The following is a 14,007-nucleotide window of genomic DNA, read 5'->3' on the forward strand; positions in this document are numbered from 1 at the left end:
TAGTTAGTTAAACAGCCCTTTTAGCAAGCCATCCACCGCCTTGCGGGTCTTTTCGTCTTTTATCTTATCGCCGAGTTTTTCATCCAACCTTTTTAGGCCGCGGTCAATCTCTTGCTGCGCTTTTTGCTTCATCACATCATCAAACACCAGAGCAAACTTCGGCTCTGCCCACTCACCATGAATGCGAATTGGGATAGTAACATCCTTAAGCTCATCGATATCCTCACCACCCTGACCTTTCAATGAGCCAACGATTGAGGTACTGATGGTCATGTCCATCGACTCTTTGATGTAGTTTGCCTGCCCTTCACCACTCACGCGAAGCAGCGGTGATTGTGCCGCCAAATCATTGGTTTTCATGACGCCTTGGTTGAGTTTCAGCGTCGCAGTCATGGCTGAGAAGTCGGTTTTTTGTGGACCATCAACATCATCGATCTGCTTACCAGTAAAGCGGGCGTAGTTTTGACGGATCAACTGCGCGACGTTAATCCCATTCACGGCCCCATCAGCAAAGTTAATCGCGACCGTACCAGCAAGATTTTGCTTGATCCCGGTTGGAGTCAGGCTTTTACCTTTGACATCAATATCGATATTACCCGTGCCTTCAAGCAGATCGACGTCGGCGGCATCGGTCAGCAGTGGCTGAACCTGAACGCCCGTCACCGTCGCTTTTTTGCTGTAGGTTGCTGGTGACTTATTGGCGTTTAGCTGACCAGTCGCTTTCACTGAACCTTGATAAAGATTTGCAGAGAAAGAAGACAGCTTGGCGACGCCTTTGCTCACCGACAGCGCAGTCTCGATATCGCTCAGCTTGACATTACTTGCCTTGAACTGACCGATGCTCACTTTACCTTCAAGATCGAGCGCTTGTAATCCGCTTAAATCAGGCTCAACCTCCTCGGCTGGCTCAGACTGAGTTGAGCCAGATGAAGCTTGCTCCTGACCCTCTTGCTCGGGCAATAGCGCATCAAGATCAATCTTTGGGCTTTGCAGATCAAAGCGGATCTTGGCGATCTCCGACAAACCAACCGACACGCTGCCCATCAACTCCGTATCCAATGCACTCAACCGCTTCAATGCCACCTCTAGCTGACTAGCCGGAACATCAAACTGGATATCACTGCTCAGCGAAGACTCCAGCGGGGAAACCGGCAAATCATCCCCAGTCACGCTTGTTGAGAGCTCAAGATTTGTCAGGTTAATTTGCTCGATAGCTTGATCGATATTTAGAGTGGCACTGCCAGTGGTATTGAGACCCAGCTCCGCTAGCTGGCCAATCAGTTCAAAACTCAATGCGTTATCTTGGTCAAAAGCAAAGGTGTCCAGCTTAAGCGCAGCCCGCTCAATCTGATTGACCAGGTCTTGCATACTGGCTTCAAGATTAATCTCGCGCAGTTGATAACTTGCCAGCCCCTCTGCGAGCAAAAGCTCCAGTCGGGCTGAGGCTGAAAATGTCTGCTGATTAAGCTGACCTTTGAGTGACGCCTCTAGTTTTGACCATTGGCCAAACGCAAACTCAGTCAGTCTCAGATTGACATCAGACAGTGCGATGTCTTGCCCCGCTTGCGCGTCTGTCATCATAAAGGCCGCGTTGCTTATGGTGATCCCCGCTAGGTTGATATCCCACGCTTGGTTACCAGCAGAAGTCGCGCTAGGCGCATCGGATGTTGACTGAGTCGCGGGGGCTGGCTGCTCAGATGTCGCCATGAGTGCATCGAGGTTACTGCTGCCATCGCTGCGACGCTCAATGGCAATGTTGGCACCATCAAGCACCACATTTCCAATCTCAAGCCGCTGATCAAACAGGGGCATGACTGAGACATTGACCTCGACTTGGTCCACCTCAAACAGGTTGGCTTGGCTAAAACCTTCGGGATTACGCAGTTCAGTGCGTCCAATTGCTAGACCAACCGATGGGAAGAACTGCCAGCTGATATCGCCGTCAATCACCAGCGACATCCCAGTATGTTGCTCGACTTGCTCGACAATAAGTGGCTTAAATTGATTGGGGTTGACCAATGTCACCAATGCGATGATCGCACTGGTCACAATCACAACCAACACACCAAGGATGATTAAGAGTTTTTTCATTAGCGTCGTCCTTGCTAAAAACAAAAAAAGTGGCGCCGAAGCACCACTTTTTTATAAATATTAGAGACTTGTCTCAATGGGCTTTGCCCTAAAGCATTACCTAATTCTAGGCTTTTAGCAACCTAGCAATGTGCGCCTTGAGCACATCAATGGCGATACGGTTCTTACCACCGCGTGGCACGATAATGTCGGCGTACTGCTTTGATGGTTCAATGAAGCGCATGAACATCGGACGTACCGTTTGCTGGTACTGCTCAAGGACAGACTCCATCGTACGACCACGCTCTTCCACGTCGCGTTTCACACGGCGTAGCAGACAGATGTCGAGTGGTGTGTCCATAAAGACTGATGCGTGCATCAGATCACGCAGACGCGGGTCAGTCAGCAACAAGATACCTTCAAGGATAATCACTTTTTTCGGTGTCATGGTGCTGGTATTAGTAGTACGGGTATGCTCAGAGTAGCTGTACTCTGGTACTTCTACTGACTGGCCGCTGACCAACTGCTGTAGGTGCTCGCACAATAGGTCATGATCAAGCGCTTTTGGGTGGTCATAGTTGGTTTTTACGCGCTCTTCCATGCTGAGGTGACTTTGATCGTTGTAGTAACAATCCTCTGTTATTACACCAATTTGGTGATCACCCACTTTTTCACGCAATTCTTTGTAGATGGTACTCGCAATAAGGCTCTTTCCTGAAGCCGACGCTCCTGCGATACCGACAATTACGCATTGATTATTATCAGACATTATGTGCACCCGATGATGATGGACTGAGAAAACCGGCAGATTATAGGCTCTGACAAGCTCGGTTGCCAGCACTTACGTGAACTTCATCACAATTAGCTGCAATTAGAGCTAATTTCGTCAATTTTTTTGGCATCAATATCAAATTAAATGAATATTAAATGCACTCATAGTTCCAGACTTACCATATTCAGGCTTTCAATTCTCATGTCTTCCGTTATCAAGCCTTCAATTATCAAGCATAGTAAAGGTGATTGAATCCGGTCGAGCTTTTCCATGCCAATACAACTTACTACACACCTGATCAGCCAGTTCGGCATACAAGTACCCATGCTCGCTGTCCGGTCTTCTTACCACCGTTGGCTCACCACAATCAATGTCCTCCCGTACATCGATATGTAGAGGCACTTGCGCGAGCACATCAAGATGATAATCCGCTGCCAGTTTCGCTGCGCCACCGGTGCCAAAGATCGCTTCTTTATGGCCACACTGACTGCAAATGTGATAGCTCATGTTTTCCACCAGCCCGACAACAGGCACTTTGACCTTATCAAACATAGCCGCTCCCTTGCGCGCATCGGCAAGCGCAAGATCTTGCGGGGTGGTAACGATGATTGCCCCAGTTACTGGGATCTGTTGCGACAAGGTCAATTGGATATCGCCGGTTCCCGGTGGCATATCCAGCACCAGATAATCCAATTCCGGCCACTCAGTCTCATTGACCATCTGCGCCAATGCCTTCGATGCCATCGGACCGCGCCAGATCGCCGCCTCCTCTTGATTGACAAGGTAACCTATCGATTGCGTCGCGATACCGTGCTGAATGATCGGTTGCATCCATTTGTTATCTCGCACCTGCAACTTGGCATCCAATGTGCCCATCATTAGTGGTATCGAAGGGCCATAGATATCTGCATCAAGAATCCCCACCTTTGCGCCCGTCTGCGCGATGGCCAGCGCCAAGTTGACCGCGGTGGTCGATTTGCCTACGCCACCTTTGGCAGAGGTCACAGCAATGACATTTTTTACCCCTTTGATTGCTGGGGCCTGCGTTTCTAAGGCTTTAGGCATCAACTCAACCTCTACCGCAGGCAGCTGATAATGTTGATGCTGGGCTGAAATCCAATCCGATAATTGATGCACTAAGGTGTGGGATGCAAAAGGGACGCGCACCTGGATAACCCCTTGCGCGTTGGCAGTTATAAGGCCTGGCTGCTTTGCCCAGCCAGCGATCAGGTGTGGGTGCTCAAACTGCTCCAGCAGCTGCTGAAAGTCTTGAAGAGAAGAGATTTGGTGCATTCGGCCTCCTTGATGCCTGCCCTACCTCACTGACGAACTCGTTTCTAGAGGTGACTTAAGTCTATTAATACTAGCAGTATCAAGGGGTTTGCATAACCATAATTATATTGAGGCTTCTTGCGCCGAGAGGCAGAATAAAACTTCATCACTCCCCCGCTTGACGCCTTGGCGTGACGAGCGTCATGGGGTAGTATATTGCATCAATTTTATACCTATCACTAGAAGCGAATTATTAAGTATGGCAACCGATCCAAGAAAACTTTTGGTAACTTGTGCCCTTCCGTACGCTAACGGTTCAATCCACCTTGGTCATATGCTTGAGCATATCCAAGCCGATATCTGGGTTCGTTACCAGCGTCTACGCGGCAACATTGTAAACTTCATCTGTGCTGACGATGCACACGGCACGCCGATCATGCTTAAAGCGCAACAGATGGGTATCACCCCAGAAGAGATGATTGCAGCAGTCAGTGAAGAGCACCAAAAAGACTTCGCTGGCTTTGATATCAGCTTTGATAACTACCACAGCACGCACTCTGAAGAGAACCGTGAGCTGGCATCGCACATCTACCTTGAGCTGAAAAAGAACGGCTTTATCTCAAGCCGCACCATTTCTCAGCTGTTTGACCCAGAGAAAGAGATGTTCCTACCAGATCGTTTCGTTAAGGGTACTTGTCCAAACTGTAAGTCGGAAGATCAGTACGGCGATAACTGTGACAACTGTGGCGCGACCTACAGCCCAACGGAGCTTATCAACCCACAATCTGCTGTTTCTGGTGCGACACCAGTAATGAAAGACTCAGAGCACTTCTTCTTTGACCTGCCTCAGTTTGAGAGCATGCTCCAAGAGTGGACTCGCTCTGGCTCACTACAAGCAGAAACTGCCAACAAGATGCAAGAGTGGTTTGAATCAGGGCTACAACAGTGGGACATCTCGCGCGATGCCCCTTACTTTGGCTTTGAGATCCCAGGCGAAAAAGACAAATTCTTCTACGTATGGCTAGACGCACCGGTTGGCTACATGGCGTCGTTCAAAAACTTGTGTAACAAGACTGAAGGCCTAGACTTTGACGAGTACTGGAAGAAAGACAGCACGACTGAGCTTTACCACTTCATCGGTAAAGACATTGTCTACTTCCACTCGCTATTCTGGCCAGCAATGCTAGAAGGCTCAGGCTTCCGTAAGCCGAACAACGTGTTTGTTCACGGCTACGTAACCGTAAATGGTGCCAAGATGTCAAAATCAAAAGGCACCTTTATCAAGGCAGCAACTTACCTTGATCACCTCGACCCAGAGTGTCTGCGTTACTACTACGCTGCCAAGCTGAACAGCCGCATCGATGATCTTGATCTTAACCTTGAAGACTTCACTCAGCGTGTCAACGCCGATGTAGTGAACAAGATTGTTAACCTAGCCTCACGTAACGCAGGCTTCATCAGCAAGCGTTTTGACGGCAAGCTGTCTGATAACTTCGCTGAGCCTGAGCTGTACAACGAGTTCACAGCTGCTGCCGATCGCATCGCCGAGCTGTTCGAGAGCCGTGAGTTCGGTCGCGCTATCCGCGAAATTACCGCACTGGCTGACAAAGCCAACCAGTACGTTGACGAAAAAGCCCCTTGGGTTGTAGCAAAACAAGAAGGCAAGGATCAGGAGCTACAAGATATCTGTTCTGTAGGCATCAACTTGTTCCGCGTGCTGATGACTTACCTGAAACCAGTCATGCCAGCACTTGCTGCACGCACAGAAGCTTTCCTAAACCAAGAGCTAACTTGGGAAGGTATCGCAGCACCGCTGACCGGCCATGAGATCACTAAGTTCAAGGCGCTATTTAACCGCATCGATCCGAAGAAGGTTGAGGCTATGGTTGAAGCATCAAAAGAGGATGCGGCAGCAGAGCAAGCCGCTAAAGCGCAAGCAGAAGCGGCAAAAACTGAGACTGAGCTGAGCAAAGACCCAATCGCGGATGAGATTGAGTTTGACGATTTCGCTAAGGTTGACCTACGTATCGCCAAGATTGTTGAGTGTGAAGAAGTGCCAAAAGCCAACAAACTTCTGAAGCTGCAACTGGATATCGGTGGCGAAACACGCCAAGTATTCGCTGGCATCAAGTCTGCTTACAAGCCAGAAGATCTGATTGGTAAGCACACGGTAATGGTCGCCAACCTGAAACCACGTAAGATGAAGTTCGGCATGTCAGAGGGCATGGTACTAGCAGCCGGCCCTGGCGGCAGCGACCTGTGGATCTTAGAGCCACACGAAGGCGCACAACCAGGCATGCGCGTGATGTAATCGCACTCGCTTCGATCTCGCGATCAGTTTTATAGAGCCAATAGCGTTTATGCGCTGTTGGCTTTATTTTTAGGGGCGAGGAGCGGGTTACACTTCGTTCCGAGGCGCGAGTAGTCTTTCGCATGAGTTTGACCGCTCGAGCCTCTTGCGCATCCGATAATCAGATAGCTTCGTCTCCTCACTCGCAGCGCAGCGTCCCCGTAGCAACGTGTCCTCGAACCTCGCACCTGCTTTTCACATCTCCGCACCATTTTAGTGCACCCTCCACAAACAAAATAGTCTAATAAACTGATTTAATTACCTTTAATTCTTGGCATGGCAAATGCTAGATAATAGATATTGATGTTTTTTCGGAGGGTTGGCTATGTTCGTTGTTATCTCGATTGTTGTCTCGATCAGCATCATTGCGTTGCTGTTGTTTCTCTCCAAGCAAAATTCTACTGTATCGGCACGTCGCTATCACATAGTGATGGATATGCGTCAGGTACTGTTGCTTTGCCGCCAGCACCGAGGCTTGTCGCACAAAGTGAAGCTGCGCAAAGGCGCGGATCACGCGGTGTTACAACAGGTTGAGGCAGAGCTTATTCGCCGGGTGACCCAGCTGGTCGATGATGCCCCGTTTGAGAGTAAGCCCCTATACCGGGTATTGGAAATCAAAGTTAAGGCAATGCTGAACCAGTGGCAAGACGTCTCGGTAGCTAAGAATCAAATGGTGCACGGCAAAGTGATCCGCCACTGCATGTACTTGCTCGATGATGTCGTACTGGCGTGGCTGGCGGAGTCGGGTCGTGATGATCTCTATGAAACCTATCACTACAACTGGCAAGCGGTACTTGATGCCATGGAGACACTAACGCGCCTGCGCATCGCTATTCAAGAGCAAGACACGCCCTGTGCATCCGAGCAGGTACGTTACTACTGCGGGCACATCTTACAGCGTATGAATCGCCTTAAAATCATCGACCCAGAGATCGTCTTTACGCCGCAGTGCCACGCCGCCATGACTAAGCTGAATGAGATCAGTGAGTCAGAATTAGAGGCGATAGATGCTAATACACTTTATGGTTTAACCAGCGAGATCTCGACAGCGATTTCCGATGTGTATGACGATATTCTCAAGTCCTTTTCCGAGCAGATCTACCAACCCTTGGCTGAGGTTGAGCCGGTCACTGCCGCTCTCTAGCACAACGGTGCCCGAGCAAAAATGCCCAGCTAAGATTAAACATACCCTCAGCAGGCTTTGTTTTCGAATCTAGTTTATCCCCTTCCCTTAAATGCCTCCATGGGAAGGGGAATTTTTATCTTTAACGCTTTGTTTAATTACAGAATACTCTTTGAACTAAAGAACGGTTAACTGAGCATTTTGCGCGCCGCCTCGACCACCACCTCAATCGAGCGCGTCTCAGCTAGCTTAAGTGTGTCGTGATCCGGCGTCTCCTTTTGCGTGCGATTGATAATCACGCCCGCTACACAACCCGCCTTGAGGCCAGAGCTGGCGCACATGGTCAACAGCGTCGCCGACTCCATTTCAAAGTTTAACACCCCCATCTCTTGCCATTCCTGCATCGAGCCCTGGAAACGCTTGACCACGCGACCGGAGAAGGTGTCATAACGCTCCTGCCCAGGGTAGAAGGTGTCGCTTGAGGCAGTGACGCCAAGGTGAACATTGGCCCCACTCTCCTCTGCTGCCGTTTTCATCGCACTAGCGACTGCAAAATCAGCGACAGCCGGGAATTCCATTGGCGCGAAGTGCAAACTTGCCCCGTCTAATCTTACTGAAGCGGTGGTCACTATCATGTCACCCACCTGAACGTGTGGCTGAATCGCCCCCGTCGTTCCCACGCGTAAGAAGGTGTTGACGCCAAGTTGAGCGAGCTCTTCCACGGCTATCGAGGTCGAGGGGCCACCAATGCCAGTCGAACAGACCACAACAGGCTTTCCATCAAGTAGCGCGCGATAAAGCGTATATTCTCGATGACTGGCGAGAAAGGTTGGCTGCTCCATCTGCTGGGCAATTTTCTCAACCCGAGCCGGATCGCCAGGGATAATCGCTAGGGTCGCACCCGCAAGGTCGTCGGCTGTGACGCCTAAATGAAAAACAGGCTGTGTCATATGGGCTCCTCATTAAAAGAAGGTTTGAAAGCGGCTCACTTAGTGATTGATGTGAACTCATTGCTACGATGGGTTCACTGTAGACCCTCCACCCACAGATTTTCGTGATCGAGCTCCCAGCCCAATGATGACTATCTGCATGACTTTCACGCCCAATCGATTGGCATCACAGCAAACGCACTAGATATCAACATTTATCACTATGTGTTCACTAGGATACGCGTTCACTGGGGCATGCGTTCGCTAGGGCGTGCGCGGCGACTCTTGCTCCAACTCATCAACCGCTAGGTGAGCTTCATCAATCACCAGGGCATCATGACTACAAAATGGTTGGTTATTGACACAGGTGATCTGCAGCTCTTCTTCTAGCTGAGGCTCCTCACCTTTGGCTACATCGCTGAGGTGTTTACGCAGTACCACCAGCGCAAGCAAACCAAACACTACCGTACCCACAGCTTGCCCATACATAACGCCCAAGGCACCAAACCACTGGGCGCCAAAATGAACAAAAGGAATGGTGCCTAAGCTCGCTTTACCTAAGTTTAATGCGGTTGAATACAGAGGCTTGCCAAGGTTATTAAACGAGGTGTTGGCAACAAATAGGGTGCCATTGAAGATAAAGCTGATCGCAACAAAGGTGCAAAAAGCGACAATCACTGACGCCGCATCACCCTCAAGGCTGAAGATCAGTACAATCCAATCTTGGACAAAGTACAGCGCCACACACACCACCACCGTATAGACGATTGTGACCAGTAACGAGTTCTTCAAGGTCTCCTCAACCCGGTCGAATCGCTCGGCGCCAAAGTTCTGTCCTATGATTGGCCCTACGGCGCCAGATAGAGCGAAAATCACCGCAAAACACACCGGGGTCAAGCGACCAATCACGGCAAAACCAGCGACAAAATCCTCGCCAAACTGCGCCATCGCCGAGGTAACGATCGCATTACCAATTGGGGTGGCAGTATTGGTGATGATTGCTGGGACAGCGATAGCAAGCACTGGCTTTAGATGCCCCAGCCAGTGGGTATAAGAAGGCATAGCTACCAAGTTGTGCACACGGATAAGGGGCATGAGTGAAAAATAGAACACGGTAAAACGCGCTACAACCGAGGCGGTGGCGGCGCCCTCCACATTCATATCGAGAGCAAAGATAAAGATCGGGTCTAGGATTGCATTGACAATGCCTCCCCAAAGGGTTGCCCACATCGAACGCTTGGCATCACCGGCCGCCCTCAGGCCCGCGCCTGCCGCCATCGCTAACGCGACCAGCGGACCACTGGGGATAATTATGCGCAAGTATGCTTCTGCTCGTTCTGCAGTGTAGCCTTCCGCGCCCAGCAGTTCGAGCATTTCGGGGATATACAGGTAAAACATCAAACTGACAAAACTGCTGATCATTAGCGCCGTGATCAAGATACTCGCGGCAACCCGTTTAGCCTGCAGTCTGTGTTTCGCCCCTAGCGCCTTGGACACCAAGGCGCCCATCGCAATCGACGTGCCAATCGAGATCGAAGTTGGGAAGAACACTAAGGTGCCAGCAAACCCCACTGCAGCGGCCAGCTCATCCTGGCCAAGCATACTGATAAACAGCATATCTATTAGGTCAACGATGAACAGTGCCATCAAACCAATCGAGCTCGCACCTGACATCACTAGGATGTGTTTCATGGTTGAGCCTTGGGTAAATTTTGCTTCTTGGTCTGGCTTTGGTTGAATCTTGGTCTTTTGGCCCATCGTAACCCCAAAGGTAGGCAAAAACACAAAGGCGCCAAATGGCGCCTTAATTATTTTATAACCCTTCGTTTAAACGGGGTTCTTGAAGCAGAGGTCGATGTTCTTCGCAATGGCTTTTAGCACATCTCTGCGTGTAATGATGCCGACCAACTTTTCATTTTCAACCACCGGATAGACCTTAGGCTTGCCGACCTTCATCATATCGGCTAGCTCAATCACCGACATTTCAGGGGACACGGTCAACACCTCTCGGTACATACAGTCGGCAACGATATGGGTATCCTGACACATGTAGCTGACCTTGATCAGCTTCTCGAGCAAATCTTGCCCGGAAATAAAGCCGACCACCTTTTTATTCTCATCAAGAACCGGCCCACCAAGATAGTCAGAGGTTAACACTTTATCTAACGCAGCACTCAAGGACATGTCCGGTGTAAAGGTCACCGCTTGGAGCCTCATGTAATCACGTACTTTTAATGATTGCATCTTCTACCCTCGTTATACATCCATTTCTTATACGTTAAGTGTTGCCTAATTTCCTGATTTTACTAAATAGAAAATTACGATTTTAACAATTGGTATAACCAATTAGAGTATGGAGCGCGCTGTCACAAGGGCTGCGAGCTCGGATTGCAGCCAATAAAAAAGAGCCTTAAAGGCTCTTTTGCAGACTTTTTTGCGCTCAAAGGCTAGCTCAAGACTCACCACCCTGTTGCCAACGCGCCGCTGCCGCAGCATCACAGTCACGCGATTCAATCCAGCGACTTTGCTCACTCGTGCGCTCTTTCTTCCAGAAAGGGGCTTGGGTTTTTAGATAATCCATCACAAACTCACAGGCCTCAAAGGCGGCTGCACGATGAGCGCTAGACACACCGACAAACACAATCTGATCGCCCAAGTCGAGATCGCCAATACGGTGGATAACTCGAATCGACAACAGTGGCCAACGCTGCTCTGCTTGATCACAAATCGCACTGAGGGATTTTTCTGTCATTCCCGGGTAATGCTCAAGGTGCAGCCCTGTCACCTTGTCGCCAAGGTTCATATCACGCACCTTACCGACAAAGGTCACCACGGCACCGGCCGCCGTTCCGGCGGACAAGGCCGCGTATTCATCCGCTAAACTAAAATCAGCTTGCTGCACTGCAATGCGAGGGTCTGCCATCGTCTATCCACCCGTCACAGGTGGGAAGAAGGCAACCTCATCACCATCTTTAATCGCCGTGCTCAACGGCACGATCGACTGATTGACGGCCGATAACAGCTTACCGGACTCCAGTGCGAGCGACCACTTACCGCCCTGCTGAGCGAGATGCTCGCGCAACGCCTCAACACTCGTAAAGCTCGCTTCAACCTCGACCTCGTCTTGACCAAGCAGCTCACGAGTTTGCGCAAAAAACAGTACCTTAATCATGACTCCACCTTAAAGTGTCCCGATTTTCCACCCGTCTTCTCCAACAGCCGCACTTGTCCAATCACTATGTCTTTTTGCACCGCTTTACACATGTCGTAGATCGTCAGCGCCGCAACCGACGCAGCGGTCAGCGCCTCCATCTCTACCCCGGTTTTTCCTGCGAGCTTGCACAGCGACTCAATGCGCACACAGCTGGTTGACTCTATGGCCTCAAGCTGCACCTCAACCTTAGACAAAAGCAAAGGATGGCACAGTGGGATAAGATCCCAGGTTTTCTTTGCCGCTTGAATACCGGCGATCCGCGCTGTGGCAAAGACATCCCCTTTATGATGTTGTCCTGAGACGATCAAGGCCAGGGTTTCTGGCGCCATATGCACAAACGCCTCTGCACGCGCCTCACGGACTGTCTCCGCCTTCGCAGAAACATCGACCATGTTGGCCTCGCCGCTGGCGTTAATATGAGTAAATTCGCTCATCCTTGCCTCTTAAACCGACAGGTGCGGCATAAAGTTACACGGACGATGGCTGGCATCCAGCTGCTGCTTGATGATCTTAGTCCAACCAGTACGGCAAGCCCCTGTTGAGCCAGGCATGGCAAAAATTACCGTGTGATTGGCAAAGCCAGCCACAGCGCGAGACTGGATAGTTGAGGTGCCAATCTCTTCATATGACACCATACGAAATAGCTCACCGAAACCTTCTACTTCCTTATCAAATAGAGGCTTAAGCGCTTCGGGTGTGCTATCGCGTGAGGTAAAGCCGGTGCCCCCTGTCAGCATAATTGCATGAACCTGTTCATCGGCAATCCACTGCGAAACTATCGCCCGAATCTTATACATATCATCGATCACGATCTGTTTCGCGACGACCTTATGCCCCGCCGCCTCAGCCGACTCCACCAAAAATCGACCGGAGGAGTCGTTCTCTTCAGTGCGGGTATCTGATACCGTCAGTACGGCAATATTTGCGGGTTGGAATTTGCTCTCTGCGTGTCCCATTAACTTTACCTGTCCATTTTTCGTTATAGTGTTGTGGCCCTTCCAAGGCAAGGTGCTATTTCCTTTGGAGCAATTTCTCTAGGCGCTTGAAAGGGAGGTTATTTGATTTCTTGTTCTAAGCTAGCCGCCAATCGACGCCAAATTAGGCGTCATTCCAGGGTTGCCGTCATGGAGGAAGTGGCTCACTTTTTTGGTCTGTAGGTGCTCTTGAATACGCGCAATCAACTGGGGCTCTTGCTGATCACTCTCGAGTAAATCACGCAGCTCAACCCCATGCTCACCAAACAGACACAGATGCAGCTTACCCAATGCCGATACGCGAAGTCGATTGCAGGTTTCACAAAAATCTTTCTCGTAAGGCATGATCAGACCAATCTCACCCAGGTAATCCGGGTGATAGAAAACCTGAGCGGGTCCGTCACTTTGACCTCGAGGACGCAAAAGCCAGCCATCGGCAATCAGTTGATTGCGGATCGCCACACCTGAAACATGATGGTTACGGAATAGGTCATTCATGTCACCGGTCTGCATCAGCTCGATAAAACGTAATTGAATTGGCCGAGTCTTGATCCAGTGAAGAAATTGCGGCAGTTGTTGATGATTAAGATCTTTCATCAACACCACGTTGACTTTGACCTGCTCGTACCCCACCTCAAAGGCGCGCTCAATCCCATCCATCACATCGTGGAACTTGTTCTCGCCTGTGATCTGGTGAAATAGCCGTGGATCCAAGCTATCGACACTGACATTGATATGAGTCAGGCCAGCCTGATGCCAATCTTGAACCTGACGCTTCATGCGATAGCCATTGGTGGTCATAGCGACCTTGTCAATGCCTGGAGTTTGCGCGACTAGGCCAACGATATCGGTAAAATCCTTGCGCAGCGTTGGCTCGCCCCCCGTGATACGCACCTTAGAGGTGCCACAATCGGCAAACGCTTTGACCACGCGACTGATCTCATCGAGCGAAAGGAAGGACGAATTACGCCTTCCCGAAGGTTTATAACCATCAGGCAGGCAGTAGGTGCATTTGAAGTTGCACACGTCGGTCACCGACAGGCGCAAGTAATAAAACTTACGGTGAAAAATATCTTCTAATTGTTGAGCCACGGAACACCTTTCCAAACACGGGAGGCGTCGTCATTTCTAACGAAGCCCTGGTGGTACTTGACCACTGGCTTTGAAAGCATATCTAGAACATTTCCACTGCGTATCACACTCTCTGCAGATCCCTGCTTGTGTGAACCCATATCGCAATGCACCGACGTAGCTTTCAGAGCTCGGAGTTATGGCAATTATCCCGGCCATCGTGGTGGCCTAG

At 50.2% G+C, this 14,007-nt stretch carries 13 protein-coding genes and 1 riboswitch; of the genes, 2 read left to right on the forward strand and 11 right to left on the reverse strand.

The annotated features are described in order from the left end of the window. Nucleotides 1-3: 3 nt before the first annotated feature. From ACSTTG_RS20610 to apbC, 3 genes are all read right to left on the reverse strand, one after another. Nucleotides 4-2,091, reverse strand: a complete 2,088-nt coding sequence (locus tag ACSTTG_RS20610; RefSeq protein WP_438476072.1) for an AsmA family protein — start codon at nt 2,089-2,091, stop codon at nt 4-6. A 106-nt stretch (nt 2,092-2,197) separates the two neighbouring features. Further along, nucleotides 2,198-2,839: a uridine kinase gene (udk, locus tag ACSTTG_RS20615; protein WP_438457671.1), complete on the reverse strand. Its 642-nt coding sequence runs from the start codon at nt 2,837-2,839 to the stop codon at nt 2,198-2,200. A gap of 225 nt (nt 2,840-3,064) precedes the next feature. Continuing rightward, nucleotides 3,065-4,135, reverse strand: coding sequence for an iron-sulfur cluster carrier protein ApbC (gene apbC, locus ACSTTG_RS20620; RefSeq protein ID WP_438457670.1), 1,071 nt, complete (start codon nt 4,133-4,135; stop codon nt 3,065-3,067). A 238-nt stretch (nt 4,136-4,373) separates the two neighbouring features. Here apbC and metG point away from each other — a divergent pair, with 238 nt between their 5' ends. Continuing rightward, a complete protein-coding gene (metG, locus tag ACSTTG_RS20625) occupies nt 4,374-6,425 on the forward strand; it encodes a methionine--tRNA ligase (RefSeq protein ID WP_438476074.1) in 2,052 nt (683 codons plus the stop codon). 364 nt (nt 6,426-6,789) lie between these two features. Continuing rightward, nucleotides 6,790-7,608 (forward strand): hypothetical protein, encoded by an 819-nt coding sequence (locus ACSTTG_RS20630; protein ID WP_438457668.1) that lies wholly within the window; start codon nt 6,790-6,792, stop codon nt 7,606-7,608. A 167-nt stretch (nt 7,609-7,775) separates the two neighbouring features. Here the strand turns inward: ACSTTG_RS20630 and udp are convergent, their stop codons facing one another. The 8 genes from udp to moaA all read right to left on the reverse strand — a co-directional run bounded on the left by udp (nt 7,776) and on the right by moaA (nt 13,796). Beyond that, nucleotides 7,776-8,537: a uridine phosphorylase gene (gene udp / locus ACSTTG_RS20635; RefSeq protein WP_438457667.1), complete on the reverse strand. Its 762-nt coding sequence runs from the start codon at nt 8,535-8,537 to the stop codon at nt 7,776-7,778. 243 nt (nt 8,538-8,780) lie between these two features. Then, nucleotides 8,781-10,274 carry an MATE family efflux transporter gene (locus ACSTTG_RS20640; protein WP_438457666.1) on the reverse strand — a complete coding sequence of 498 codons (1,494 nt, stop codon included), beginning with the start codon at nt 10,272-10,274 and terminating at the stop codon, nt 8,781-8,783. 69 nt (nt 10,275-10,343) lie between these two features. Beyond that, nucleotides 10,344-10,760 (reverse strand): CBS domain-containing protein, encoded by a 417-nt coding sequence (locus ACSTTG_RS20645; RefSeq protein ID WP_438457665.1) that lies wholly within the window; start codon nt 10,758-10,760, stop codon nt 10,344-10,346. Nucleotides 10,761-10,968: 208 nt separating this feature from the next. Next, nucleotides 10,969-11,439: a molybdopterin synthase catalytic subunit MoaE gene (moaE, locus tag ACSTTG_RS20650; protein ID WP_438476076.1), complete on the reverse strand. Its 471-nt coding sequence runs from the start codon at nt 11,437-11,439 to the stop codon at nt 10,969-10,971. 3 nt (nt 11,440-11,442) lie between these two features. After that, complete coding sequence (gene moaD / locus ACSTTG_RS20655; protein WP_438476078.1) at nt 11,443-11,688, reverse strand: molybdopterin synthase sulfur carrier subunit; 246 nt, start codon at nt 11,686-11,688, stop codon at nt 11,443-11,445. Next, on the reverse strand, nt 11,685-12,164 hold the full coding sequence (moaC, locus tag ACSTTG_RS20660; RefSeq protein ID WP_438457662.1) for a cyclic pyranopterin monophosphate synthase MoaC: 480 nt from the start codon (nt 12,162-12,164) through the stop codon (nt 11,685-11,687). Before moaC ends, moaD begins: the two co-directional genes overlap by 4 nt. A 9-nt stretch (nt 12,165-12,173) precedes the next feature. Beyond that, nucleotides 12,174-12,686 carry a molybdenum cofactor biosynthesis protein B gene (gene moaB / locus ACSTTG_RS20665; protein ID WP_438476079.1) on the reverse strand — a complete coding sequence of 171 codons (513 nt, stop codon included), beginning with the start codon at nt 12,684-12,686 and terminating at the stop codon, nt 12,174-12,176. Between the two features lie 120 nt (nt 12,687-12,806). Beyond that, the gene (gene moaA / locus ACSTTG_RS20670; protein WP_438476081.1) at nt 12,807-13,796 is read right to left on the reverse strand and encodes a GTP 3',8-cyclase MoaA; all 990 of its coding nucleotides are present in this window, start codon (nt 13,794-13,796) and stop codon (nt 12,807-12,809) included. Beyond that, a riboswitch (molybdenum cofactor riboswitch) is annotated at nt 13,785-13,984 on the reverse strand. It overlaps the preceding gene by 12 nt. Nucleotides 13,985-14,007 lie beyond the last annotated feature (23 nt).

This window comes from Vibrio glycogenivorans (assembly GCF_051660965.1).
Classification (GTDB): domain Bacteria; phylum Pseudomonadota; class Gammaproteobacteria; order Enterobacterales; family Vibrionaceae; genus Vibrio.